This is a genomic window from Arthrobacter sp. FX8, assembly GCF_026723805.1.
In the GTDB taxonomy this organism is placed as follows: Bacteria; Actinomycetota; Actinomycetes; order Actinomycetales; family Micrococcaceae; genus Arthrobacter.
This window is the reverse complement of the sequence record NZ_CP113505.1, coordinates 3,655,525-3,679,973: the sequence shown is the minus strand read 5'-3', so window position 1 is coordinate 3,679,973 and position 24,449 is coordinate 3,655,525. Positions and strand designations below refer to the sequence as shown.

Here is a 24,449-nt window from a genome sequence, read left to right as displayed (position 1 = left end):
GACCATGCCTTTGCCTCTCTCTGCTGCAGACCACATCCAGGACCTTGGCGCCTATGTCAGCGCATCGCCGTCGAGCTTCCACGCTGCGCACGAGGGGGCCGGCGCCTGGAGGAAGCCGGGTTCACCCGCCTGGATGAGCTGCAGCCGTGGGAGGCCGGGCCCGGTTCCTTCTTCATCATCCGCGACGGCGCCCTGATCGCCTGGGTGGTCCCCGAAGACGCGGGACCCGCCACGGGTTTCAACATCCTGGGCGCGCACACCGATTCGCCGTCGTTCAAGCTCAAGCCCAAGCCCACCACGGGTGCGCACGGCTGGCTCCAGGCCGGGGTGGAAATCTACGGCGGCCCCCTGCTGAATTCCTGGCTGGACCGGGAGCTGCGGCTGGCGGGCCGGCTGGTGATGCTCGATGGCACCGAGCACCTCACGGCCACCGGGCCGCTGCTCCGCTTCCCGCAGCTGGCCATCCACCTGGACCGGGCCGTGAACGATGGCCTCACCCTGGACAAACAGCGCCACATGAACCCCGTCTGGGGGCTGGGAAGTCCTTCAGACTCCGACCTGCTGGGCGTGCTGGCGGCGTCGGTTGCCGGCGCATCCGTCGATCCGGGGCAGATTGGCGGGTACGACGTCGTCATTGCGGACACGCAGGCGCCTGCAGTTTTCGGGGGCAAGGGGGAGTTCTTCGCATCAGGGCGGCTGGACAACCTTTCCGCCACGCATGCCGGACTGACAGCGCTGACCGCCCATGCGGAGTCCGCAGCCGCCGGCGGCCCGATTGCGGTCCTTGCCGCCTTCGACCACGAGGAAATCGGCTCCAACTCCCGCTCAGGGGCCTGCGGGCCCATCCTCGAGGACGTGCTGGTGCGCATCTCCGACGGCCTGGGCGCGACGGTGAGCCAACGGCGGCAGGCCTTGTCGGCGTCGTTCTGCCTCTCTGCCGATGCCGGCCACGCCGTGCACCCCAACTATCCCGAGCGGCACGACCCCGCCAACCATCCCGTGCTGAACGGCGGGCCGCTGCTGAAGATCAATGCCAACCAGCGCTACGCCACGGACGCGTTCGGCGCCGCATTCTGGGCGCGGCTCTGCGGCGAAGCAGGCGTTCCCTATCAGGAATTCGTGTCCAACAACGTGGTGCCCTGCGGTTCCACCATCGGGCCGCTCACCGCGACCCGGCTGGGCATCCGGACCGTGGACGTGGGCGTGCCCCTGCTGTCCATGCACTCGGCCCGGGAGCTGTGCGGGATTGAGGATCCACGCCGCCTGGCCGCGGTGACGGAGCTGTTCTTCCGGACGGCGGCCGTGCCGGCGGGGGCACACCCCTAACGGATCCAGCCGTAGTTGAACCCACCATGGTCAATTTGGTGGGCAGGCACCCCTACCCACGTTTCGCCGTCGGGAACATTGCTGAGAACGGCCGCGCCCATGCCGATGGTCGCGTAGTCTCCCACGGATGTCCTCTCCCGGACGCTCGAATTCAATCCGAGGTAGGCGCCCTTGCCTATCCTGGCGCCGCCGCCCAGTGAGACGCCCGCGGCGAAGGTCGCAAAGTCGGAGACATCGTCGTCGTACGAGAACGTGACGGAGGGCATGGCAACCACGTGGGATCCCAGGCTCACGGCGGCAGTGAGGGTTACGTTGCGCAGCAGGATGCTGCCGCGGCCCACACGGCAGCCTTCCGGGTACTGGACGGAAGGATCCACCGCACTGGCGTACCTCGACTCGCCGATCCCCAGGGTGCCCAGATGCGACACCACCGCTTCGCGTTCCCTGCTGGACGCAATGCACACCAGGAGGAAGGCGTGCATGTAGTTGACTGCATCATCAATGCTGCCAAGGACGGGGGCACCATCGACGGTGACGCCGGCCATCTCCCTGTCATCATCGAGCAGCCCAACCACGTCATACTGGCCGCTGCCGCGGACCATGGCCAGGACTTCACGCGCCAGGCCGCTGGCACCTATCAGGATCAGTTCGCTCACGTGACGGCGCCGGCAGCAGCCTGCCGGGGTGTCGTTACTGGAATCCGGTCCATGCTGTACCCTTCCGGCGCGTGACGTCCTCTGAACGTGGGACAAGGCTATTCGCCAGGGGCACACTTTCCGCCTCGACACCGAAGGCTATGTGGTTCGGAACAGGGACTATGTGGAAACTGCGGGGACCTGTGGATCACAGGACGGGCAGGACGTACGGCTCCGCAGCCGGAGTTGCCTTGCCGGCGGCCAGGGCAGTCAGCTGTGCGCGGGACTCAACGCCGAGCTTGCGGTAGATGGCCGTGAGGCGTACTTCGACGGTGCGGACCGAAACATACAATGTGCCGGCTATTTCCTTGTTGCGCATCCCCCGGGCCACCATCATCGCCAGCGCCCTCTCATGGTCCGTGAGCAAGAGCATTGACGGGTTGCCCTGCGGGCGGGCGGCCTCCCACCGTTCGTCCAGCAGGAGGGCGTCCACGTGCTGCGTCCAGGCATCAGCCCCGGCCTCGTCAAACATCACCTTGGCCCGGAGCAAAGCCTCCCGCGCGTGGCGCAGCCTGCCGAAGCCATGCAAACGTTCCGCATAGCACATCAGGGTCCTGCCCCGCTCAAGCCTGTGACCGTTCCTGTCTTCAAGCGCCTGCTTGAAGAGCTGCAGGGACTGCTCGCCGTCCGCAAGCATGGCGCGGCTCCGGGCAACCACCATGACCAGCCACGGAGAGCGCAACCCCGCCGAACGGCTTTCCAGGCGTTGAAGAGCCTGGGTGGCTTCACGGTGCCGGCCAAGACGGACCAGTACCTCCACCAGGTCGGCCTCACAGCGCAGCAGGGTGGGGTTGCCCAGCCCCAGACCGATTTCCGCGGCCCTGGACAACTGGACAACGGACTCCGCCAGGTCACCCCGCAGGAGTGCGAAGTGGCCATGGCAGGCCGCCAGCTGTGCCGTGAGCCCAGGGTGGTTTCCCGATCGCAGATAGTCCAGGGCACTGGCGGCCTGGTTACGCGCGAGTTCGTCATCGCCCAACGAGTAGGCACGCCAAACCCGGAACAGGTGCCGGGCTCCCCGGTGGTACTCCAGGTCAGGTTGGCAGAGCTCGAGTTCGTCGATCAGCCTGACCGCCGCTGCCACATTCCCGGCGCGGATCTCATTGTCTACTGCCATGAGGGCTGCTGTTTCCCGCCAGTTGGCGTGGTCCGGTTCTGTGGAGCTGCGGAGCATCGCGAAGGCTTCACGGGCGCTTTCGTACTGTTCCGCATAGGTGAGCGCCCGGCCGCGCAGCAGGAGGCGGGCCGGCCGGGCGCTGCGGACCTGCCCGGGGCGGCGGGAGGGGTTTGCCCTTCCGCCGCTGATCGATTCGACCAGCAGTTCGGCATGGTCGGCGATGGCCAGGCACTGCAAGGACGCGGAGCCGCGGAACGCGCCGCCCTGGCGCAGCAGCTCAACTGCCTCTTTCAGTTCCCACCGCTCGGCATAATAGACGGCGGCGATGGCCAGCAGGGCAGCGGAATACCCCGGATCGTGCTGGCCAAACTCCTTTACCAGCCGCTGCAGCATGCTGCAGCGCACCGCAACGCCCTGGACGAAATCGATCTCGAAGGAGAGGCCGGTCAACCGCAGAATCAAGTTGGGGTCGCGGGTGACCCCTTGCGCCCACTCCAGGTACCGGCGCGCATGCACCAGATCACCGCGGGTGAAGAGCAGCTCGGCCAGCCCGGTGAGGCGTGCCGCCGTTTCCGCTTCGCCCGGGTTGATGGCGAGGGCCCGCTCGATGCATTCCACCGCGAAGGACACCTCGCCCCTCCGGACCAGGTGGACCGCGTGACGGAGAAGGTGGAAGGGAGTTTCGTGCTCCAAGACCACCGCGAAGCTCAAGTGCCAGCTGCGGGCATGTCGATCGGTGCCCCGTGCTGCTTCAGCCAGGGCGCGGTGGGTTGCGGTGCGGACGTCAGGTGGCATGGCCGCGTGCACATGGCCCCGCAGCATCTGGTCCGCTATCCACAGGTGTTGTCCGGATCGCTGCACCAGTCCGGCAGCCACCAATTCATCTGCGTGGAGCCACGCTTCATGGTCGATTTTCCCGATAGTGGTGATGTCACTGCGGAACGAGAGCGCAAGCAGGTCCAGGACCATGCTCGCGCCGGGGGTCAGAGCGGCCACCGCTGATGCGTGTCCAGCGTCAAGGCTGCTCGTGGAGGACAGCGGGATGGGCAGTGCGCACTTGCCGCCGGCGTGCCTCTCCACCAGCCCGCTGTACAGTTCGACGGCGGCAAGCGGGTTGCCGCCGGTGGCTGCGGCAACCGCGTGGGCCACCGCCGTCGTGGTCTGTTTGGTTGGCATGCTTTCCAGCATCCGCACGGTGTCACCCTGGCTCAGCGCACCCAGGCGCAGGGCGGGGAGGCCGGTGAAGGGGCTTCCGGGGACCTCGTCCCGCATGCCCGCAAACAGGACAATTTCCGTGCCGGCCAGTCGCCGTGCCAGGAATCCAATGACTGATTGACTGGCCGGATCCAGGCTGTCGGCGTCGTCAATCGCAATGATGGTCCGCGTTGACGACCGGCGCTGCAGTCCGCTGAGCAGCATGCCGGACACAGCGGGAACGGTCAGGGCACCGGCGTTGCCACCCTGGAGGGCGTCGACGGACCCGTTCAGGACCGGGTCATCCATCTCATTCAGCAGCGCGGTCAGCCCGGAAAAGGGCCAGCCCGATTCAGCGGCGCTGGCGGCCAGGAACACGGACCGGTATTCGCAGAGAGAGGAAATTTCGGACAACAGGGCTGACTTGCCTATGCCCCGGCCGCCGACGATGGCCAAGGCTGTTTCCTTGGGGCCACGGATCGCAGAAAGAATCCGGTCAATTTCTTTGTTTCGGCCCACAAGCGGCATGGGGTCCCCAATCATCGAAGAAGGAGACCGCATTTTGTACTGCCGGTTCAAATGGTGGCCGCGCTCCCCAACGCGTAGGCCGCTACAAGCGAATATAACGCGCCACTAAACATGGCACCATACAAATTTGCGCTGGATTGCATCAAGATTAGATCCACAATTGCTCAAGGTCCCGGCCGCGTGGCTGAAGGCCGGCCCGGCGAACGCTGGGGCCTTGCAGGGCCTGGCGATTGCAGTATTGGCGGCAGTACCGGCGCCACCCCATCGCATGAACCACGAAGGGCGGCATGATAACCCCCGTACTTAAAAACGCGCGGCAGACAATAACCCCTATACCTAATATCACCCTGCACCCGTAATCCCCGTACTTGCCTTATCGCAGTAAATATGACTGCAGAAACTGAGTACTCGCTACTGGTGACACTCGAAAGGGGTGGAAATAGGCTTTCTCCACGGCCAGAGTCAAAGGCTAACGAGAGCTGGGGCCCGAGACCAGACCCATGACCGGATAAAGCGTCAAAGACGCGCTCGGCTTCCAAGCGGGCGGGTTCGTTGTTAACTATCCGCAAACGTCATGAAGTGGTGAGGTATTTGTCCATTTCCATCCAGCTCCCAATTACTCTTGCGATGCAGGGCACGGAGCCCGGTAAGGCCTCCGTCAGCGTCGTCATTCCAACACTGAACGAAGCCAGGAACATTCCGTGGGTCCTGCGCAGGATGCCGTCCTACGTTGATGAGGTCATCATCGTGGACGGCCGGTCCACCGACAACACTGTGGGAGTAGCCCAGGCGGTCCGCGACAATCTCGTCATCGTCAATGAGCCCCGCAAGGGGAAAGGTGTGGCCCTACGCTCAGGGTTCGCTGCCGCCTCAGGCGACATTATTGTCATGCTTGACGCGGACGGCAGCATGGACCCGCAGGAGATCGGGTGGTTCGTTTCCCCGCTGCAACATGACTACGACTTCGTCAAGGGCTCGCGGCATGTCACCGGTGGGGGCTCCGAGGACCTCACGCGCCTGCGGAAAGCCGGCAACCAGGCGCTGACCAAGTTGGCCAACGCGGTGCTGCACAGCAATTACTCCGATCTCTGCTACGGATATATTGCGTTTCGGCGTGAATGCCTTGAGATCCTGCAACTCGAATCAGATGGATTCGAAATCGAAACTGAACTGATCGTCCGGGCAGCACGGGCCGGCCTCCGGATTGCGGAAGTCCCCAGCATTGAGCTTGACCGGATTTCGGGAGCCTCCAACCTGCAGACCTTCCGTGATGGGTGGCGGGTCCTGCGGAAGCTGGCCCACGAATGCACCATGTGGGAGGCACCCACGGCCGGCGCCCGGCCCGAAGCCCTGCGCCGGGTCAAGTACGCCTACGCCAACGTCAGCGTTCCGCGGACGCCAACCGACCCGCAGAGCATCCTTGCATTGGTTCAGGGGGCTTAGCATGCTGGATCGAATTGTCCGTCCAAGTGTGTCGATCGTGATTTGTGCCTACACCGAACGCCGCTGGGAGCTTTTGCTGGACGTGATCGAGTCTGTCCGCGCCCAAACTGTCGCCCCCCAGGAGATCCTGGTGGTCGTGGACCATAACGAGGACCTCTACGGTCGGCTCCTCGAAATTGTCGACGACGTGACAGTGGTGGAGAGCGAAGGCCCTCCGGGGCTTTCAGGGGCGCGCAACACGGGCGTCGGACTCGCAGAGGGGGACATCGTGGCCTTCCTGGATGATGATGCGGTGGCGACGCCAAACTGGCTGGAACGGCTGCTTGTCCTCTACGACGATCCCGACGTGCTGGCCGTTGGCGGCCGCGTCGAACCTGTATGGGACCAGGGCCGCCCAGGCTACTTCGGTGAAGAACTCGACTGGATCGTTGGATGCAGCCACCGCGGAATGCCGACGGTTGCCTCCGAAGTCCGGAACCTCATTGGGGCAAACATGTCCTTCAGGCTCGACGTCCTCCGGCAGGTTGGTGGCTTCAACATCGCGCTGGGCAGGCAAGGCAATTTGCCGCTTGGCTGCGAGGAGACCGAGATCTGCATCCGCTCCACCATGGGCGCACCCGGTTCCCGGATCGTTTACGAACCTGCTGCCTTGGTCCGGCATCACGTCCCGCAGGAACGTGGGACTGTGCGCTACATGCTTTCCAGGTCCTGGTCGGAAGGCCTCTCCAAGGCACAGGTCAGCCATGTCGTGGGGCACAAACGGGCCCTCGGTCCCGAACGGCGGTATGTCCGCAGCACACTGCCGCGCGCCGTGTTCTCGGGAATCCGCGATTGGAGCCGGGGCGACAATCCCATGGGACTGGGACGGGCAGGATCCGTCCTTGCGGTATTGGCCTTCACCTCCGCCGGCTACCTCCGCGGCCGCCGGCTGGCGCACAGCTCCACAACCCAGTTGGGCAGTGAAATTCCCCAAGGCGCAGTCTGGCGGGAAGTCCAGTGAGGGTGAACACCTAGCCAGGACGCTGCCCGTCCCGTCCATGGGAAAGACCTCTTAACGTTGGTGGCAACCAAACAGAGCCAACGACTAAGAGGTCTTTCCTAATGTGGAGGTTGAATCGAACCCGGCACAAGCGCTGCGTTCAGGGGCTGCGGCAGTGGGGTCAGCCGGCGTCCGGGTGCCAGTACCGCAATCCGCCGCTGGTGCCCCCGTCGTCGGCGACATCGATCAGCGCGTAGGGAAAGACCTGGCGGTCCAACTGATCCGGACCTTGGCCGCGGACGTCCGACGACCAGGTGCCGGTGTTGATGTACCGGGTTGGAGAACCTTCCAGCCGTGATTCAAGGGCGCGGTGCGTGTGGGCCGAGATGTACCAGGCCACTTCGGAACCGTGCGCTTCAAGAATGCCCGCCACCCGGGCTGCCGCCGCAGGAGCTTGCCCGGCACTGATATTGCGTCCAGTGGCAGCAAGCACCATGCGGGTCGCGGTAAGGGGGAGCGCTGACACCGTCCGGAACCGGGACAGGCGTGCAAGTTCCCGCACTGCCGTCCCGTTGAGCGCGAGCCGCTGCGACTCGGTCTGGAGCAGCTCGTCATAGGCCGGGCCGCGGACGCGCCGTTCCGCCCGTTCCGAGGCCAAACAAGCCTGGGCAACAGCTCCGGCACGACTGAGGCGCGACCGCGTGGGATGGGCATGCCAGGCGGCGAGGGGCGGCAGATCCAGCCCGTCAGTGCCGTTGACGGCGGTGCGCAGCACCTCGGGTATCCGGTGCAGCGCGTGATGCAGGTGTCCATGCTCGGCCATCAGCACGGAGGGGACATAGAGGAACCACGGGTGCACCCGGACCCGCGTGGGATCATCGGGTGCCAGCAGCGCCGCCAGCCGTGCGGCCACCGATGGGCGGGCCAACTCCACATCATGGTTCCCGCATACGAAGTGCAGCTGCACCCCGCGCGCCACGCACGCCTCCAGGGCCCGGAGAGTGGCCGGGTGCCGTTCGAAGATGGAGTCAAGCCGGGCCAGGCTCTCGTTCTCGGACAGGCCTGTGAGTTCAAAAGTGTCACCAACGAAGACAAGGTGTTGCTGCATGCCCGGGGCGGCGGGCACCTCGCGGTGGAGGAACCCCGGCAGTACCCTGCCGGGGTTCCGGGGATCGTCGTCAGTGACGTCCAGATGGAGGTCGCTGACGAGCAACCATCGCGCCCCGCGCCCCAGGTTCACGTAAGCAGTCCAAGGACGCGGGGGAAGAGAAGGAGCAGGAAGGCTGCCCACATGACGCCGACGACGATCCTGCTGTTCCTGGACTGGCTGTGGGGAACCGGCGCTGCTGCCGGTTGCCCAGTGCTTGATCCAGTGCTTGGTGCGGTGGTTGACCTGCCGGGTCCAAGCCGCCGGACCTCGAGGGTTACGAGGGTGATGAGCAGCACGGCAGCTGCCAGCACTCCTGCCAGATCCATCATGATGCGACCTCCTGACGTGCCCGCGCCAAGCATGCGAGGACAGTAATGACGGCCATTGTCACGACGCATGCCTGCCACGACCACAGCGTGAGGTAGAACATGGCCGTGGACACTGCGGTGAGTGTGGCCAGGCCCAGTCCCAGGACGAGCAGCACGCCAAGCGGGACGTCGGTAATCGGGATAAGCCGGGCCAGTGCCTGGCCCGGGAGCAGGATAAGGATGGCTATGGCGGCGACCGTCTGCAGCGGTGTCGGCAACCCGACCAGCGTGACCAGGGCCAGTACCACCGCGGCAACCCCCAGCGCCAGGGTGGGCCGGCTCACTCCGCGGCCGGTCATGGCCCCACCCGGTATACGCGTGCGTCGGCATTGCTGTACGCGAGCTCCACGCCGACCTGCGTATCAAGCCAGTCCTCGAGCTCCCCGAGGCCCGTGGCGGTGGTCTGGCCCTGGATGATCAGGCTCGACTCCGATGAGCGCAGGAGCAGCAGGTAGGCGCCGGCGGCATTGTGCCTGGCGTAACCGTAGATGAGGGGGCCGCAGGTTTCGGCCGACAGGTCGGCGGGACAGAGGTCCTCAATGGTCCGGTATCGGTGCTCCAGGTAGTCCTGGTTGCGCCACGGTGTGGGATGGTCAGCCGAGATAATCGAAGAGCCGGGCGGCGCCATGTGGTCCACGGCGGCGATGGCGGCCATCTCGTCATCGGTAAAGACGTCATATTGCGCGTTGCCAAAACGGCCTGTCACGGTCATGACGGCGAACAGGATGCAGGTGAGGACAAGGGCTCCCGCAGCACGGAAGGAAGGCCGGTATCCCACGTTTCCGGGAAGCAGGACCGATGACGCCTGCATCGCAACGAAGGGGAGCGCGAACAGTGACACGCGGATGAGCATTTCCCCGCCGTAGGACTGCGCGGGAAAGAGCAGGAACGGGGCGACGGCCAGGAGGAGCACGCGGATGTCAAGGCGCCCCCTGCGCCAGTCGCGGAACGTTCCAACGGCGGCGAGGGCCCAGAGCAGGAGGGTGAGGCCCATTCGGACCTGCACCACGAGCAGATGTCCAGGGGTCCCGTTGGTGCGGTCGACGACATTTGCTTCGATGGCGGTCTGCAGGCCCGCGTCCGCCAGCGGCGGATGGCCTGCGAGGTACGTGCTTGCAGGAAAAACAAGCCAGAGCACCAGTACGACGCCGGCGATCAGGGGCAGCCTGCTGGGCCAGAGACGTCCGCTCAGGGTAAGGGCGGTGAGGGCGATCAGCACCATGAACGGCGTGAGCTGGTGGCTCGCGCAAATGACCACGATCAGCAGGAGGGTTACCGCCAGGGCGCCAATCCGGCGCCCCGGATGGGGTTCGGCCGGGGACCGGCCCCGCCACCATGCTGCCAGGTCGGCGCGCCGGAACCCGCGGAAGTGGGAAGGCTCCGTTGCCAGCGGCCCCAGTGCCAGGGCCACCACAACCAGGTAGAGGAAGAAGCCGAAGGCCTGGGGGAGAGGTAGTCCTGGTCCTGCCAGTTGCCGAGGCAGAAGAGCCAGAGCACCAGCCAGCGCCGGCGCGGATCGCTGATCAGGTACCGTGTCACCACGGCCACGGCGACGAGCCACAGGCCCACGTTGAACACCGGTGCCCACAGGGCAACGCTCACGGGGTCGAGGCCGGCCGTTCCGAGCACGGTCGCCAGGAGGGCAAAGAATCCCGGCCAGTTGAAGTACGCATCGATGTTGGGATCGATGGCCACATTGCGCGACATCGCGTCGGCGATGCCCAGGTGGCGGAACGCCACTTCACCGCGCGGTACGTCCGTCACGAAGACAGCGGCGCCGAAGAGTATGAGCACCAGTACCACGAGGAGCCACAGCATCACCGGGCTGCGTGCAGGGCCTGCGGCATCCCCCGCAGTGCCACGACGAAGGCGATGTTGAGAATCAGGACCCCCGCCCAGAACGGGTAGGGCAGCACACCGACCAGTCCAAGGTCGCTGTTCACAGGAAGTGCCACGGTGGAGGCGGCCCACGCTGCAAGTGCGAGCGACACCGCCCCCGCTGCGGCGCACCAGACATCCCTGGTTTTCCAGCGCGCCTGGGGACGGTGGATGGCCTCCTTGAGCGTGCTGGTCATGATGCCTCCTTTTTGGTGCGGTGGAGAATTGCGATGAGCCGCAGTCCGATGACCAGGGCCCCGGCGGAGAGCACTACCAGCCACGCAAGGGCCATGGCGCTGGAGCCACTGTCGGCGCCCAGGAGCGCCGAGACGCAGAGCGCGGCGCCAAGTGTCACGCCGACGATGATCGACTCTGTATAGCGGCCGAGCACCCGGCAGACGGAGTTGTAGGCCTGCAGCACTGCATAGGCCACCACTCCCGCGGCCAACAACCGCAGGGTGCCGGTGGATGCATTGGCGTACCTGTCGCCGAGCAGATGGAGCAGCGGGTGGGCAAAGACGATGAGGACCATCGCAGCGAGGCCACCGACTATGAGGGACCAGCGGAAACTTGCCCAGGTGGTGGCCGCCAGGCGGCCCGGTTCACGGACTCCCTCGGAGAATTGGACAATGCCTATAAGCATCGGAGCTGTGTAGGCAGCCCAGGCCATCATCCATGCGGGATACCAGTAGGCCGCCACCTCCGGCGATACCAAGTGCGCAAGCAGGAGCGGCAGCACCAGTCCCGGGGCGCGTTCGGTGAGGGTGAGGAGCTGGTTTGGAATGCCCATTTTCAGCAATGAACGTCCGCGCCCGGGATGCAGGGACGGCCGTGGCCGATAGCCCACCAATCTCCGCAGCTGGACGCCACCGATGATGCACGAGACGGCCGAACCGAGGGTCCAGCAGGCCATCAGCACATCGGCCGTAGCCGCGTGGGCCGCCTGCAACGCCACCAACGCCGTGGCCCCAAGGGAGACCATGCCGCCCAGTGTGTACCTCAGTGTTGCGCTGCTGCCGCGTCCCAACGCGACGAGCGCCTGGTCCAGCACCGTGCACATGGTTCCCGTGACGGCAGCCACCACGAACGTCAACCAGAAGAGAACCGACATCGGGGCCGTGTTCGGCGCCACGAACAACTCCAGCACGAGGTAGCCCAGGGCCAGCACGGTCCCTGCCACCCCCACGATGCCAAACGCCGCGTCCAGCACCCGGGCCGGCGGCTCCCCCGCCCCACCGAGACGATGACGGCCGAACCGGTGCCCAGCACCGCAAGCTGGGTGCAGATCATCACCGCCGAAACCGCAGCAGTGGTCAACCCAACCTCACGGTCTATCGCCGCGTGCGCGGCGACGACCCAGAATGCGAAACCCGTGCCCGTCTGCGCAGCCTTGGCCAGGACGAGTCCAAGCGAGCTGCGCAGGGGGAATGCCGGACGACGGGTGGGGCCTCCGTTGGAGCGATCTCCCGTTCAGCCGTCACGACCTAAACCCCTCGCCATACCCGCGTAGTTGTACCAGCAGAAGGCGATGTAATAGCGAAGCCATTTAGGCTGGCCGGAGGCGAGGCTCAAAGCGCTTCCCCGAACGGCGGCGGCGGCGGGCAGGAGCGCCAATCGTGCGCCGCCCCAGCCGTGCTTCCGGACCATCCGGCCCAGTCCCGTACCATCCATGAGGAACTGGTCAAGCGCGAAGTCGAAGTCGTCGGCGGCAAACCGGTGTTCGACCATGACCCGCTGCGACACCCCGGTCTTCATCCCTGACTGCCGCATCCGCCACCGCAGTTCGATGTCCTCGCCCGACTTGAATGCGTCGTCGAAACCGAGGCCCAACATCAGGTCCCGGTCTACGAGCGTGGCGACGAGTCCGAACCAGTTGCGGCTGCGTCCGGTGCGATGGTGATGTGCCAGCGCCTGGCCCCAGTAGCCGGGTCCTGCGACGCTTTCAAGGCCTGCCTGGAGGGCGTCATATCCGTCCTCCACCAACTCAATGAGCAGGTCTGCGACGCCGGTGGCTCCGAACACGACGTCGGCATCCACCAGCAGGACCCACCGGGTGGTGCTGTTCTGGACGCCAAGCGTGCGGGCCCAGGGCAGGCCGCGGCCCTCGTCACTAAGGATCCGGGCGCCGGCAGCGCGGGCAATTTCGACCGTGCGGTCGGTGGACAACCCGTCCACCACGATGATTTCCGCGACACCGGACTGACGCAAGGCTTCCAGACAGCGCGGAAGCAGCTGCTCCGCGTTGCGGGCCGGAACGACCGCGGTGACGTCTGCTGTGCTGTAGCCCACCGTGATCCCCCTTAGGCCTGCTCGTCGAGGATCGACGGCAGCAGCTCGTCCAGGTGCCGGACAATATCGTCCGATGCCTCGTCCGCGGAGTAGGCGGCCGGGACTTGGAACAGGTGGCAGGGGCGTCCGTCCAGGGCTTTGCTGAGAACGAGTCCTTTCGCCGCGAAGTGTTCGCGCCACGGGACCACGGAGCTTGCCGCGAGGCCGGTAACGACCCGCTGCGAGAAGCTCGCCATCTCGATATGGAAGTTGCCGATCATGCGGTCCACCATCCAGTCGGTGGTCCGTTCAACAACCCGTGACCGTGCGCCCTCGTAGCGCTCCACATATATGGCGGCCGCAAGCGGCGCTGAGGTGGTCACCTTCCGACCGGGAAACGCTGCCTCCGGGGTGACCATGCGGTGCTCCGGCGACCACCGTCGGGAGAAGTCGGCCAGGCGTGGATAACGGATAACGAACGGGTGCACCACAGTGGTGAGGCGTCCGATGCTCCCGGAGAACCGGGAGGGGACGAGGGCTTGCGCGCACCTTCAAACAGGTGCGGGTAGATTGCGCGGTGATGCGGCTTAATGAACATGGGCTTCGCGTATCCAAGCAGCGTTGCGTCCTCGGCGAGGAATGCCCAGTCGTCACCCATGAACGACCAGCCCTCACGCCGCATCAGCTTGGCGGCGGTGCTGGTCTTACCGGTCCCGCCGGCCGCGGGCAGCGCGATGGCGTGGCCCCGGTAGGCCATCGTTGCCGCGTGGATCATGGCCGCCCCGCGGGAGATCATGGCGGCATCGAGAACCGGTACCACGGAGGTCAAGAGCTCTCCGGGTCCGTGAATACGCCATTGCTCTGCACCCCTGACAACTTGGACCCGGTCAGCCTGGAAGCGCACACTGTTGTCCGTGTACGCCAGCTCATGCTCGACGAAGCCGGCATTCGGCATAGGCTCGGGGCGGTCATCAACAATAATGTCGGGCTGCCGATCCTCCGTGTCGGAGGCGAAACACGCCAACATGCTTTGAAGCTGCCTTGCCGTGGGGGCCATTGCGTCGACGCTGATCGTGACGCGGCCGTGAATGTCGAAGTGCAGTGCCTTCGCCCGCCTGGTGCTCATAGTCCTCCCCTGTCTGATTGGTGTCGGCCGAATACAGCTCCGGCCCGGGCCAATCCACCCAGTGCCCGTAGACGGATTCGAAACCCCCGGCCGTAAAACTCCGCCGGCAGAATCGAGCGTAGGGTAGGCCGCCCGGGTAAACACCGGTAGTGAGTACTCGCCTTTTGCATCGCCTGCTACGTGGGGAATGGCGCGCTTTTCGCAGGGCTGGGGGTGGAGGGGCACGTCCGGGCGTGGCGTTAAGTACGTTGGGGGTTTGTCCCGTTCGGTGCGTCAGGTAGAGGGGGTACCTTGGGCGTAGACGCGAACCCAGTCCACCCGCATCTCGCCGTGACCGTTGGGAGTGCCGTCCGGAAACCAGTCCAGCTGCAACGTCTGGTGCATCGACCCCGGCGGCTGATGCGTGGGGTCGCTGTCCTCAAACCACTTCACGCCATCGACGTAGCCGATGATGCCGCCGGGGGACCAGTCAACTGCGTAGTTGTGGAACTGCGTGACGTCCAGGGGCTTGGAAACAGAGGTCTTAGAGTTCGAGCATCCGAAGTGGTGGAAGAAATTGGTGCGGTTCCAGTCACCAGTGGTCTCCGCATAGTCCACTTCACCGTCACAGGGCCAGTGCCCGCTGTCCGGCCACAGGATCGACACCATATGGTATTCATCGTCCCCGGAGCCCGCTGCCCGGACTTCCCAGCGGCCATACCTCTGGAGGCCAAACTTGGCACTCATTCCCGCAGTCGTGCCATCCGAGGTTCCGGTAATGACCATCCTGGAACCATCCACCGTGACCTGCCGGGGACTGCGTATGCCGTTCCCTGCGTGCCCGTCACTGTCGTACACGGACCACTTCGCGGCGTCCGGTGCCCCGGCGTAATTGAACTCGTCGCCGGCGATCGGCGTGCCCCAGCCCAGCCTTGCCGCGGCAGAGCTCATGGCAGAGTCCGTCATGGGCTGGGCTGAGCTGGCCGAGCAGCCGGACAGGAACAGTGCCGCCATCCCCAGGGCCATCGCGGGTCGACGCATGTGTCAGATAATAGGGGCTTCAGCGGCGGGGTGGATAGCAGCCCCGGTTTTTCCACATAGCGTGCCGCGCCGCTGCCTGGGCTGCGCACCACGGCACTAGCCTTGAGTCAAGCGCGAATCGCCTATCGGGTCCAAATGCACTAGGATATTGAAGTCTGTGCTGCGTCCTGCCTCCGTTCCGGGGCAAGGCATTGCACGGAATCGCAAATGAACCTCCTGTTACGGAAATGCCGTAACCGCTTAGCCCAAAGGAGGTGGGTTCACATATGCGTCCTTACGAATTGATGGTAATCATCGACCCCGAGGTCGAAGAGCGTACCGTTGAGCCGTCGCTTCAGAAGTTCCTGAACGTCATCACCAACGATGGTGGAACCATCGAAAAGGTTGACATCTGGGGCCGTCGCCGTCTGGCTTACGAAATCAAGAAGAAGTCCGAAGGTATCTACGCCGTGGTGAACTTCACCGCCAAGCCGGAAACCGCCAAGGAACTTGACCGCCAGCTGTCTCTTAACGAGACCATCATGCGCACCAAGATCACCCGCCCCGAAGAGCAGAAGGTTGTTGCTGAGTAATTCAGCACCACGTCTTCATTCTTTACCCCGCAGGACACGCACTCTTCACCCAGGATCGAACAAGGAGGCAGTAGATGGCAGGCGAGACCACCATTACGGTCATCGGTAATCTCACCAATGACCCGGAATTGCGGTTCACACCGTCCGGTTCGGCAGTAGCGAACTTCACCATCGCTTCCACCCCCGCACCTTTGATCGCCAGTCCAACGAGTGGAAGGACGGGGAAACCCTGTTCCTCCGCGCCGCTGTCTGGCGTGAAGCAGCCGAGAACGTTGCCGAATCCCTGACCAAGGGGATGCGCGTCATCGTGACCGGCCGCCTGAAGAGCCGTTCCTACGAAACAAAAGAAGGCGAAAAGCGCACCGTTATCGAGCTTGAGGTCGACGAGATCGGCCCGAGCCTGCGCTACGCCAACGCCAAGGTTAACCGTACCCAGCGCTCCGGCGGACAGGGTGGCGGCGGCTTTGGCGGCGGCAACAGCGGCGGTGGCTTCGGCGGCGGCAACTCTGGTGGAAGCCAGGGCGCCAACGCCGGCGGAGGCTGGGGCGGCGGCAACCAGCAGGCTGCACAGGACGATCCCTGGGCTACGCCCGGCGTGTCCAACGCAGGCGGCTGGGGCAACGGCCCCGATTCCGAACCTCCCTTCTAAAACCCAAACAACGGTCCGGCGCGGGGCCTCCCAGGGAGCCGAAAGGCACCCAGGGAACTGCCGCCGTCGGACCACCACCATCCCGTGGATCAATATCCACGGGCTCCCTAGAATAGGAGCTCCACGATGGCTAAGGCTGAACTCCGTAAGCCCAAACCAAAGTCCAACCCCTTGAAGGCCGCTGACATCACTGTCATCGACTACAAGGACGTAGCATTGCTGCGCAAGTTCATCTCCGACCGCGGAAAGATCCGCGCCCGTCGCGTCACTGGCGTTACGGTGCAGGAACAGCGCAAGATCGCCCAGGCAATCAAGAACGCCCGCGAAGTTGCTCTGCTGCCTTACTCCGGCGCTGGCCGCGGCTAAGGAAGGGATTAACTAACATGGCAAAGCTCATTCTGACCCACGAAGTAACCGGTCTCGGTGCTGCTGGCGATGTTGTCGAGGTCAAGGACGGTTACGCACGTAACTACCTCCTGCCCCGCAACTTTGCCCTGACCTGGTCGAAGGGTGGCGAGAAGCAGGTTGAGTCCATCAAGGCTGCCCGCGCTGCCCGCGAGCACGCTTCCCTGGAAGATGCTCAGAAGCAGGCCGCTGCACTGTCCGCGAAGCCGGTCAAGCTGGTCGTCAAGGCCGGCGAGTCCGGCCGCCTGTTCGGCACCGTCAAGCAGGGCGACGTCGCCGACGCTGTTGAGGCCGCCGGCCTCGGCAAGATCGACAAGCGCAAGGTTGAACTGCCTGCCCACATCAAGTCGGTTGGTTCCTACCAGGCCAACGTCCGCCTCCACGCTGACGTTGCTGCTGTGATCGAACTCGACGTGGTTGCAGGAAAGTAGTCCTCAACTGCATCGGAAGACCCCCGTCGCCGGACTCCGGCGGCGGGGGTCTTTCGTTTTCCGGTGGTAGCCTGCTCCGGTGAACCCGACACCACGCAGCCGCCCCTTCCATCAGGTGGATGTTTTCGCCAGCCAGGCCTACCGCGGCAACCCGCTCGCCGTCGTACTTGATGCCCAAGGGCTGGACACGGCAACAATGCAACACTTCGCCAACTGGACCAATCTCTCGGAAACCACGTTTCTCCTGCCTCCCGAAGATCCCCGCGCCGATTACCGGGTCCGGATCTTTACCGGCAGCGAAGAGTTTCCGTTCGCAGGCCACCCGACCCTTGGCTCGGCCCATACGTGGCTGCAGGCCGGGGGAGTGCCGCGGTCTGACGGCCACGTGGTGCAGGAGTGCGCTGCGGGGCTGGTCCGGATAAAGCGCGACGGCGGGAGGCTGGCTTTCGCGGCACCGCCCCTGACACGCTTCGGGCCTGTGGATGCGGGTATCCGCCGTCAACTGGCCGCGGCTCTGCGGGTGTCCGTTGCCGACATCGTTGACGCGTCGTGGCTGGTGAATGGTCCGGAATGGATCGGTGTCCTGCTGCCTTCTGCGGCCCAGGTGCTGGCCCTGAATCCGGACCAGGCGGCGATGGGCGACCTGAAGATCGGCGTTATCGGGCCGCACGAGCCGGGTGCAGACGCCGACTTTGAGGTCCGCACATTCCTGCCCGGCGACGCCATGGCCGAAGACCCGGTCACCGGCAGCTTCAATGCAGGCGCCGCCCAATGGCTCATTGGAAGCGGCAGGGCGCCGGAGGAATATGTGGCTTCGCAGGGGACCGTCCTGGGGCGCGCCGGACGCATCCACATCACTGCCGATGCCGGGGACATCTGGGTGGGCGGGGACTCCGCCACCTGCATCCAGGGAAGCGTCCTGCTCTGACGCAGCGGCCCGGGTTCACGTCCGGGAATACTTCGCTGCCGGCGGCAGTTCACAGGTATAGATGCAAACGCATGTATGCTGAAGTGAACGATTACCAGGAGAATGCCATGGAAACCCGCCGTATCACCGTCCTTTCCGCAGGGCTTGGCGTACCTTCGTCCAGCCGGCTGCTGGCTGACCAGCTGGCTGCTGCCGCCGAGCGCCAGCTCAGGGCCGGCGGCTACGAGGTGGAGGTGGACGTCGTCGAACTCCGCGACCTTGCCGTGGACATCGCCAACAACTTCGTCACCGGCTATGCCGCACCACGCCTGGCCGAGGTCATAGCCGGGGTGGAGGCCTCGGACGGCATCATCGCCGTGACACCGGTCTTCAGCGCCTCCTTCAGCGGCCTTTTCAAATCCTTTATCGATGTTCTCGACCCGAAGTCGCTGGACGGCAAGGCGGTCCTGCTGGGCGCCACCGGCGGCACGGACCGGCACCAGATGGTCCTGGACTACGCGCTGCGGCCACTGTTCAGCTACCTCCGCACGCGCATGGCTGCAACCGGCGTCTTTGCCGGACCCCAGGACTGGGGAACAGCTGAAGAGGGCGGGGGTCACTGGCGGACCGCATCGACCGCGCAGCCGGTGAATTCACCACTCTGCTGCAGGGGCCCCAACCGGGCCGGAAGCCCGCCCCGCTGGAGTCCCTTCCCTTCGAGCAGCTGCTGGCCGGGATTTCCGGGAACCGCTGACACACGGGCGGCCGCCCCCGGTGCCGGACCCCGTGGTTTCGGGGTTAGGGGACCCGGGCCGCGGGTTTTAGGGGGCGGTCCGGGGATTGCTATTGATCCTTCCACCGCCAACACTGAGCAATCTGGGGGTTGACTGATAATTCAACACCGGGGAGTGAAGTTGAGAGACCATCCAATATCCAACGTGGACGAGCATGATCGGGGTGCCGGGGCTTCCCGGCCCTTTCTTAGATGGGGACCTGCCGGTCCCGAGGGCCGCCGCATGCGTCAACGCCGACTGGCGTTTCCCGCACTGCTGACGGCGCTGCTGCTTGTGCTTGGTGGTCTGGTGGCGCCGTTGGCCGCCTCCGCCGCTACCGGTGATGTAGGCGTCCAGGGCCCGTCCCACTCCGGGACGGCAACGCCCACCGGGACCAAGCGGCAGACGAATTCGCTGTGGTTCAACGACGGGACCTGGTGGGGGAACCTTTGGGACGCCGGCAGTTCCACTTTCCGCATCTTCCGGTTCAATGCCTCGACAAGTTCGTGGACGAGTACAGGTGTGGTGACGGAGTCCCGGGCGAACACCCACCATGACGTGTTGTGGGACGGGAAGACCCTGTATGTCGCGAGCTTCCGGTTCGTCAATGACGGCCTGCCGTCCGAACCGAACTTCCCCACGACTATGCGGCGGTACAGCTACAACTCGAGCACCAAGTCGTACACGAGCCTGGGATCCAGCCAAATCAACAATCAAAAAACTGAAACCATCTCCATTGATAAGGACTCAACCGGCCGGGTGTGGGCCACGTGGCAGCAGGGCAATCGGATCTATATGAACGTCACCGGCACGGACGGCGCCACGTGGGGCACCCCGTTTGCCCATCCGGCGTCGTTGAGCAATGTGTCCGTGGACGATAACTCGGCGGTCATCGCGTTCAGCGGGAACAAGATCGGTGTGATGTGGAGCAGGCAGGTGGGGGACTCCACTGACGGCATGTACTGGAGCTACCACGTCGACGGAGCGTCGAAGACCACCTGGACCACTCCTGTGGCGGCGGTGAAGGGGCAGCGGAGCGGCGACGACCACATGAACCTGAAGTGGCTGGATGCCTCAACAGACAAGGTTTTTGCCGCAATCAAAACCTCGTACACCTCGGCGTCCCAGCCGCTGATCCAGTTGCTGGCACTGAATACGTCTACGTCGACATGGTCTGCACACACGATTGCGACAGTGTCTGAGTGCCCGAACAGGGTGATCGTCATGATCGACGAGGCAGCGCGCAAGCTGCGTACCTTCGCTACCTATCCGAAGCCGGGTGGCACAACGAATGCCGGGGTATGCACGAGTTCCGGCGGGGCCATCTACGAGAAATCCACGTCCCTGGACAACATCAGCTTCAGCACCACCAAGACGGCCCGGATCGTTGACGCCGACCAGTACGTCCATAACGTCACGTCGACCAAGCAGAACGTCAACAGTGTTGCGCGGGGCACGGCCAACAGCGGCCTGCTGGTGCTCGCTGACGTGAATGCCACAAGCCGGTACTGGCACTACTACGATTCCACCGGCGGTGCCGGATAGGCGGACGGGACCCAGCCCGTCTTCATCCTGAGCCAGGCAAGGCAAACAGGACAAGTACGGCCGGGACCCATTCGCAGGAATGGGAGCCCGGCCGTACAGCCGTTTCAATTGGCAGGTGTCAGTCGTCCAGCAGCGCAATGAACTCGCGGGCCTGCTTCATGGAGATATCAGAATGCTTGGACAGTGCAGTGGCTGCCCCTTCGGTGTCGCCACTGCGGGCAAGGGTGCGGATCCTGCCATAGATCTCGTCGTTGAGCATGTTGCTGCTCACTTCGCGGGTGACGTCGCCCTTGCTGGCGATCGCCCGGTAGCGGTAAGGAAACCGCTGGGGCTCGTCGTCGTCGGCCTCGGGTGCCTGCGCCGACTCGGGGCTCCGGTAGGGCTGGGGATGGGCCGCCAGGGCCCCGACGGCGTCACGGGAGGCCCGAAGCCCGTCGCCCGTGATTTCGTAGTAGAGCTTGATGGCAGCCATGGCCTGGCCCTGGGCAATCAGGGCATAAAGCCGCCGGTGTTCGTCTTCCGACAGCCGGTCTGCCGCGGCCCGGGCCAGCTCCTGTGGGGTGGCAGCGGGCTGGGACTGGGAGGCGGTATGTGCGGCCCTCCGCCTGGTGGCCGCGCGGTAGGCCACGGTGACTCCCGCAACCACGGCGAGCAGGATAAGGACCGGGACCACAAGCGATTCCATTTTCACGAGCCGTTCTATGTACTTCCTGGCCCTCGCCAGGTGCGATTGCTTTGCTGGTCATCCGCCCAGCCGTGTTCCTGCTGTTGGATGCGCTGCTGCCTGTTTTGGCTTGGGTGGGTAGCCGCCTCCAGCCGGGCGCGGGCGGCGGTGGCCGCCTCGACCTGGGCTGCGTAATGCCGGGCAGACCGCTCGGCAAGTTCGTGCTGGTATTTTTCGGCTTCAGAGGTGCCCGCACCACGCGGCCGCAGGGCTGTGGCAATGCCCCAGATGAGCGCCACCAAAACTATCGCCGGCAACAGCACCAGCAGTAGATCGCCCATACCTAGAGCTTAATCCAGATCGTGGTTATCCACAGCATATTCACTGCTTCGCATACAGCGCCCCGCTGGTGTGGGTCAAACTCCCTGACGGGAATATGAGTAGTGCCACAGCGCCGATCGAAGTGCTCCCGGCCCGGCCTTACCTCCGCTTTCCGCGAGTGGTGCCAACAATGGCCTGTGGATGAAATTCCTTGGAAGAAATATTTACTCCACATGCTGTCCCAAGTGTTTCCGCAGGTCAGAGGCGGAAGCGGCGACAAAAAACTTTGATATCCACAGTGTTCCCCACAGACTGTGCACAAGGTATGCCCCGTACTGCACAGGTTATCCACAGCCCCTGCGGCATGCTGGCTTTGCGGCAGGCGCCAGGGCGGTTAGCGTAGCGGGGTACCTGTTCTCCGCGGTCAAAACAGGGTATGCCTGCACCGGTTTTCAGCCCGGCGCACGGCCTCCTGCAGGTCTCTGTGGAAAAGCTGTGGATAGTGGGGATAACTCCCGCGGAGCCGGGCATCCGGAGCCGCCGGCGCTTGATTGTCAGGGCCAGCGGGTAGACCTGGGCAGGTGGCGGAGCCGGTTACCGGGTGCCGCGAACAGGATGGATCGCCGGGCCGCCAGGCCGGGCATAAATTGAGGACGGCAGCTTTGTCAATCGCGCATCTGGACCCTGTCGAGACAACCCGTGGATCGGACGCCAGCCGGAAACCTCCCCAGGACATCGCGGCCGAACAGTCGGTCCTGGGCGGCATGATGCTGTCCAAGGATGCCATCGCGGATGTCGTTGAGATCCTCCGCGGGCAGGATTTCTACCGTCCCGCGCACGAGACCATCTACGAGGCCATCATTGACCTCTACGGCCGGGGGAGCCCGCCGATGCCGTCACCGTCTCCGATGAGCTGACCAAGCGCGCCGAGATCAACAGGATCGGCGGCCCTGCCTACCTGCACGAACTGATCCAGACCGTTCCCACGGCAGCCAACGCGGGCTACTACGCCGAGATCGTGGCCGAACGGGCAGTGCTCCGCCGGCTGGTGAACGCCGGAACCAAGATCGTCCAGCTGGGGTACGGGTCGGACGGCGAGGTGGAGGACCTGGTCAACCAGGCGCAGGCGGAGGTTTACGCGGTAGCGGAGCGCCGCACCGCGGAGGACTACGTGGTACTGAAGGACGTGATGGAGTCCACGGTGGACGAAATCGAGGCGTCCGGCCACCGTGGAGAGGGCATGACGGGTGTGCCCACCGGCTTCTATGAGCTCGACGAGCTGACCCACGGGCTCCACCCGGGGCAGATGATCGTCATCGCCGCCCGCCCGGCCGTCGGTAAGTCGACGTTCGCACTGGACTTCGCCCGTTCCGCAGCCATCAAGAACAACCTCGCCACCGTCATGTTTTCGCTGGAAATGGGCCGGAATGAGATCGCCATGCGCCTGCTGTCTGCCGAGGCCACCATTGGTCTCCAGGACCTCCGCAAGGGCACCATCAAGGACGAACAGTGGTCCAAGATCGCCACCACCATGGGCCGGATGAATGATGCACCGCTGTTCATTGATGACAGCCCCAACATGTCCCTGATGGAAATCCGGGCCAAATGCCGCCGCCTGAAGCAGCAGCACGACCTCAAGCTGGTCATCCTGGACTACCTGCAGCTCATGAGCTCGGGAAAGAAGGTGGAGTCCCGCCAGCAGGAAGTCTCCGAGTTTTCGCGTGCGCTCAAGCTCCTGGCCAAGGAACTCCAGGTCCCCGTGATCGCGCTGTCCCAGCTGAACCGTGGATCGGAACAGCGGCAGGACAAGCGGCCCATGGTGTCCGACCTCCGCGAGTCCGGCTCCATCGAGCAGGACGCGGACATGGTGATCCTGCTCCACCGCGAGGACGTCTACGACAAGGAATCACCCCGTGCCGGAGAAGCGGACATCCTTGTGGCCAAACACCGTAACGGTCCCACCAAGGACATTGTGGTGGCCTTCCAGGGCCACTACTCCCGCTTCGCCAACATGGCCGGCGATACCGGCGGCGGCGGCTTCTAAGTATCCCGGCGGGCGCTGGTTCCGCCGCCGGCAGGCCCTGCGGCGGCCAGCAGGTGGTTCGGCAGGCGGTTGCCGGGCGCTGTTCCCCGGATCTCCAGGAGTTCGCGGGCGTGGGCGTGGAGCCGCTTGTCCTCCTCGCTGACCGGCACCCAGGCGGGGACGGGCACGGAGTTGCCCTCGTCGTCGCGCGCCACCATCACGGTGAGGCAGTATGTGGTGAGGGCCAGTTCACGGCCTTTCGGATCGCCCGAACGGACATGGACGGCGATGTGCATTCCCTTGGTCCCGGTGTAAACCAGCCGGGCCTCAACCTCCACAACATGGCCAATCAGCAGCGGCCGGTAGAAGCGCACGCCGCCGGAGAAGACAGCCACGGTATCCCTGCCGCAGTAACGGGAAGCGCACACGTAAGCGGCCTCGTCGATCCACTTCATGACAATGCCGCCGTGGACCTTGCCGCCCCAGTTCACGTCCTTGGGGGCGGCCATGAACCGCAGCGTCACCCGCTCGGCCGTACCGGCGTCGGTATATTCCTGCCGGTTCATGGCTTCCACGATCTGCTCGCGGACCTTGATCCTGGCCAGCGCGTGGTCCCGTTGCTCGATCTCGGCCGGGGTTTGGGGTTCGAACTGCTGCACCGGGATGGGCCTGCCGTCCGGGCCGACCGCAACGAAGATCACCATGCACTGGCTGCGCATGGTGGCAGGGCCACCTTTGGGGTCACCCGAGGAAACCACGGTATGGATGTGCATTGAGGACCGGCCGGTGTAGACGATGGTCGCTTCCACCTCCACCATGTCGCCGCTGTTGACGGGATCGGCGAAGTGGATGTTTCCCACGTACGCGGTGACGCAGTAGGACTTGGCCCATCCCACTGCCGCGGCATAGGCGGCTTTGTCCACCCACTCAAGCACCGTGCCTGCGTCCACGGAGCCGCTGTGCCCCACGTCGGTGGGGGCAGCGAGGAAGCGGAGGGTCACGGAGTTGGCGCGGCCGGTCTCAGTCATGCTGCGATCTTACTGAGGGCCACGGTTACCGGCCGGTTG

The 24,449-nt window shown here is 64.7% G+C and carries 23 protein-coding genes and 4 pseudogenes; 11 read left to right on the top strand and 16 right to left on the bottom strand.

What is annotated here, in order from left to right:
• The first annotated feature begins 4 nt into the window (after nt 1-4).
• Nucleotides 5-1,326 (top strand): annotated as a pseudogene (locus OUO20_RS17215) (M18 family aminopeptidase).
• Here the strand turns inward: OUO20_RS17215 and OUO20_RS17210 are convergent.
• Nucleotides 1,323-1,982: a PglD-related sugar-binding protein gene (locus tag OUO20_RS17210; RefSeq protein ID WP_018769848.1), complete on the bottom strand. Its 660-nt coding sequence runs from the start codon at nt 1,980-1,982 to the stop codon at nt 1,323-1,325. The pseudogene OUO20_RS17215 and the gene OUO20_RS17210 sit on opposite strands and share 4 nt — an antisense overlap.
• Before the next feature lie 187 nt (nt 1,983-2,169).
• On the bottom strand, nt 2,170-4,860 hold the full coding sequence (locus OUO20_RS17205; protein WP_268002244.1) for a LuxR C-terminal-related transcriptional regulator: 2,691 nt from the start codon (nt 4,858-4,860) through the stop codon (nt 2,170-2,172).
• Between the two features lie 627 nt (nt 4,861-5,487).
• Here OUO20_RS17205 and OUO20_RS17200 point away from each other — a divergent pair.
• Complete coding sequence (locus OUO20_RS17200) at nt 5,488-6,303, top strand: glycosyltransferase family 2 protein (protein WP_018769846.1); 816 nt, start codon at nt 5,488-5,490, stop codon at nt 6,301-6,303.
• A gap of 28 nt (nt 6,304-6,331) precedes the next feature.
• Complete coding sequence (locus OUO20_RS17195; RefSeq protein WP_018769845.1) at nt 6,332-7,303, top strand: glycosyltransferase family 2 protein; 972 nt, start codon at nt 6,332-6,334, stop codon at nt 7,301-7,303.
• Between the two features lie 160 nt (nt 7,304-7,463).
• Here the strand turns inward: OUO20_RS17195 and OUO20_RS17190 are convergent, their stop codons facing one another.
• The 11 genes from OUO20_RS17190 to OUO20_RS17140 all read right to left on the bottom strand — a co-directional run bounded on the left by OUO20_RS17190 (nt 7,464) and on the right by OUO20_RS17140 (nt 15,092).
• Nucleotides 7,464-8,522: a hypothetical protein gene (locus tag OUO20_RS17190; RefSeq protein ID WP_134164861.1), complete on the bottom strand. Its 1,059-nt coding sequence runs from the start codon at nt 8,520-8,522 to the stop codon at nt 7,464-7,466.
• Nucleotides 8,519-8,761, bottom strand: a complete 243-nt coding sequence (locus tag OUO20_RS17185) for a hypothetical protein (RefSeq protein ID WP_018769843.1) — start codon at nt 8,759-8,761, stop codon at nt 8,519-8,521. Before OUO20_RS17185 ends, OUO20_RS17190 begins: the two co-directional genes overlap by 4 nt.
• The gene (locus OUO20_RS17180; RefSeq protein WP_018769842.1) at nt 8,758-9,099 is read right to left on the bottom strand and encodes a hypothetical protein; all 342 of its coding nucleotides are present in this window, start codon (nt 9,097-9,099) and stop codon (nt 8,758-8,760) included. Before OUO20_RS17180 ends, OUO20_RS17185 begins: the two co-directional genes overlap by 4 nt.
• Nucleotides 9,096-10,058, bottom strand: a complete 963-nt coding sequence (locus OUO20_RS17175; protein WP_268002243.1) for a hypothetical protein — start codon at nt 10,056-10,058, stop codon at nt 9,096-9,098. The genes OUO20_RS17180 and OUO20_RS17175 overlap by 4 nt, the downstream gene beginning before the upstream one ends.
• A gap of 14 nt (nt 10,059-10,072) precedes the next feature.
• The gene (locus tag OUO20_RS17170; RefSeq protein WP_268002242.1) at nt 10,073-10,618 is read right to left on the bottom strand and encodes a hypothetical protein; all 546 of its coding nucleotides are present in this window, start codon (nt 10,616-10,618) and stop codon (nt 10,073-10,075) included.
• Nucleotides 10,618-10,875: a hypothetical protein gene (locus OUO20_RS17165; RefSeq protein WP_268002241.1), complete on the bottom strand. Its 258-nt coding sequence runs from the start codon at nt 10,873-10,875 to the stop codon at nt 10,618-10,620. The genes OUO20_RS17170 and OUO20_RS17165 overlap by 1 nt, the downstream gene beginning before the upstream one ends.
• Nucleotides 10,872-11,888, bottom strand: coding sequence for a polysaccharide biosynthesis protein (locus tag OUO20_RS17160; protein WP_268002240.1), 1,017 nt, complete (start codon nt 11,886-11,888; stop codon nt 10,872-10,874). Before OUO20_RS17160 ends, OUO20_RS17165 begins: the two co-directional genes overlap by 4 nt.
• Before the next feature lie 260 nt (nt 11,889-12,148).
• Nucleotides 12,149-12,967, bottom strand: coding sequence for a glycosyltransferase family 2 protein (locus OUO20_RS17155; protein WP_018769839.1), 819 nt, complete (start codon nt 12,965-12,967; stop codon nt 12,149-12,151).
• 11 nt (nt 12,968-12,978) lie between these two features.
• Entirely contained in the window at nt 12,979-13,329 is a 351-nt protein-coding gene (locus OUO20_RS17150) for a hypothetical protein (protein ID WP_268002239.1), read from the bottom strand.
• On the bottom strand, nt 13,326-14,072 hold the full coding sequence (locus tag OUO20_RS17145) for a hypothetical protein (RefSeq protein WP_268002238.1): 747 nt from the start codon (nt 14,070-14,072) through the stop codon (nt 13,326-13,328). The genes OUO20_RS17150 and OUO20_RS17145 overlap by 4 nt, the downstream gene beginning before the upstream one ends.
• Before the next feature lie 273 nt (nt 14,073-14,345).
• Entirely contained in the window at nt 14,346-15,092 is a 747-nt protein-coding gene (locus tag OUO20_RS17140; protein WP_026265856.1) for a glycoside hydrolase family 16 protein, read from the bottom strand.
• A 266-nt stretch (nt 15,093-15,358) separates the two neighbouring features.
• On the opposite strand from OUO20_RS17140, the gene rpsF reads away from it, so the two are divergent.
• From rpsF to OUO20_RS17105, 7 genes and pseudogenes are all read left to right on the top strand, one after another.
• Nucleotides 15,359-15,664 carry a 30S ribosomal protein S6 gene (gene rpsF / locus OUO20_RS17135; RefSeq protein WP_013602900.1) on the top strand — a complete coding sequence of 102 codons (306 nt, stop codon included), beginning with the start codon at nt 15,359-15,361 and terminating at the stop codon, nt 15,662-15,664.
• Between the two features lie 74 nt (nt 15,665-15,738).
• Nucleotides 15,739-16,313, top strand: a pseudogene (locus OUO20_RS17130) (single-stranded DNA-binding protein).
• Nucleotides 16,314-16,439: 126 nt separating this feature from the next.
• Nucleotides 16,440-16,679, top strand: a complete 240-nt coding sequence (rpsR, locus tag OUO20_RS17125; RefSeq protein WP_003800144.1) for a 30S ribosomal protein S18 — start codon at nt 16,440-16,442, stop codon at nt 16,677-16,679.
• Nucleotides 16,680-16,696: 17 nt separating this feature from the next.
• Complete coding sequence (rplI, locus tag OUO20_RS17120; protein WP_018769834.1) at nt 16,697-17,149, top strand: 50S ribosomal protein L9; 453 nt, start codon at nt 16,697-16,699, stop codon at nt 17,147-17,149.
• A gap of 79 nt (nt 17,150-17,228) precedes the next feature.
• The gene (locus tag OUO20_RS17115) at nt 17,229-18,077 is read left to right on the top strand and encodes a PhzF family phenazine biosynthesis protein (RefSeq protein WP_268002237.1); all 849 of its coding nucleotides are present in this window, start codon (nt 17,229-17,231) and stop codon (nt 18,075-18,077) included.
• A gap of 107 nt (nt 18,078-18,184) precedes the next feature.
• Nucleotides 18,185-18,810 (top strand): annotated as a pseudogene (locus OUO20_RS17110) (FMN reductase).
• A gap of 262 nt (nt 18,811-19,072) precedes the next feature.
• The gene (locus tag OUO20_RS17105; protein WP_018769831.1) at nt 19,073-20,374 is read left to right on the top strand and encodes a hypothetical protein; all 1,302 of its coding nucleotides are present in this window, start codon (nt 19,073-19,075) and stop codon (nt 20,372-20,374) included.
• Nucleotides 20,375-20,492: 118 nt separating this feature from the next.
• On the opposite strand, the gene OUO20_RS17100 is transcribed toward OUO20_RS17105, so the two are convergent.
• On the bottom strand, nt 20,493-21,059 hold the full coding sequence (locus OUO20_RS17100) for a hypothetical protein (protein WP_134164953.1): 567 nt from the start codon (nt 21,057-21,059) through the stop codon (nt 20,493-20,495).
• 14 nt (nt 21,060-21,073) lie between these two features.
• Nucleotides 21,074-21,379, bottom strand: a complete 306-nt coding sequence (locus OUO20_RS17095; protein ID WP_056392372.1) for a hypothetical protein — start codon at nt 21,377-21,379, stop codon at nt 21,074-21,076.
• A gap of 642 nt (nt 21,380-22,021) precedes the next feature.
• On the opposite strand from OUO20_RS17095, the pseudogene dnaB reads away from it, so the two are divergent.
• Nucleotides 22,022-23,403: pseudogene (dnaB, locus tag OUO20_RS17090) on the top strand (replicative DNA helicase).
• Here the strand turns inward: dnaB and OUO20_RS17085 are convergent.
• Nucleotides 23,400-24,410 carry an acyl-CoA thioesterase gene (locus OUO20_RS17085; protein WP_268002236.1) on the bottom strand — a complete coding sequence of 337 codons (1,011 nt, stop codon included), beginning with the start codon at nt 24,408-24,410 and terminating at the stop codon, nt 23,400-23,402. The pseudogene dnaB and the gene OUO20_RS17085 overlap by 4 nt on opposite strands.
• Between the last annotated feature and the right edge of the window lie 39 nt (nt 24,411-24,449).

Bases quoted from the DNA above. Each gene is read 5' to 3' on its own strand.
- OUO20_RS17205 (WP_268002244.1), bottom strand. From the start codon at position 4,860: ATGCCGCTTGTGGGCCGAAACAAAGAAATTGACCGGATTCTTTCTGCG.
- OUO20_RS17200 (WP_018769846.1), top strand. From the start codon at position 5,488: ATGCAGGGCACGGAGCCCGGTAAGGCCTCCGTCAGCGTCGTCATTCCA.
- OUO20_RS17185 (WP_018769843.1), bottom strand. From the start codon at position 8,761: ATGATGGATCTGGCAGGAGTGCTGGCAGCTGCCGTGCTGCTCATCACC.
- OUO20_RS17180 (WP_018769842.1), bottom strand. From the start codon at position 9,099: ATGACCGGCCGCGGAGTGAGCCGGCCCACCCTGGCGCTGGGGGTTGCC.
- OUO20_RS17170 (WP_268002242.1), bottom strand. From the start codon at position 10,618: ATGCTGTGGCTCCTCGTGGTACTGGTGCTCATACTCTTCGGCGCCGCT.
- OUO20_RS17165 (WP_268002241.1), bottom strand. From the start codon at position 10,875: ATGACCAGCACGCTCAAGGAGGCCATCCACCGTCCCCAGGCGCGCTGG.
- OUO20_RS17145 (WP_268002238.1), bottom strand. From the start codon at position 14,072: ATGAGCACCAGGCGGGCGAAGGCACTGCACTTCGACATTCACGGCCGC.
- OUO20_RS17140 (WP_026265856.1), bottom strand. From the start codon at position 15,092: ATGCGTCGACCCGCGATGGCCCTGGGGATGGCGGCACTGTTCCTGTCC.
- rpsF (WP_013602900.1), top strand. From the start codon at position 15,359: ATGCGTCCTTACGAATTGATGGTAATCATCGACCCCGAGGTCGAAGAG.
- rpsR (WP_003800144.1), top strand. From the start codon at position 16,440: ATGGCTAAGGCTGAACTCCGTAAGCCCAAACCAAAGTCCAACCCCTTG.
- rplI (WP_018769834.1), top strand. From the start codon at position 16,697: ATGGCAAAGCTCATTCTGACCCACGAAGTAACCGGTCTCGGTGCTGCT.
- OUO20_RS17105 (WP_018769831.1), top strand. From the start codon at position 19,073: ATGCGTCAACGCCGACTGGCGTTTCCCGCACTGCTGACGGCGCTGCTG.
- OUO20_RS17100 (WP_134164953.1), bottom strand. From the start codon at position 21,059: ATGGAATCGCTTGTGGTCCCGGTCCTTATCCTGCTCGCCGTGGTTGCG.
- OUO20_RS17095 (WP_056392372.1), bottom strand. From the start codon at position 21,379: ATGGGCGATCTACTGCTGGTGCTGTTGCCGGCGATAGTTTTGGTGGCG.
- OUO20_RS17085 (WP_268002236.1), bottom strand. From the start codon at position 24,410: ATGACTGAGACCGGCCGCGCCAACTCCGTGACCCTCCGCTTCCTCGCT.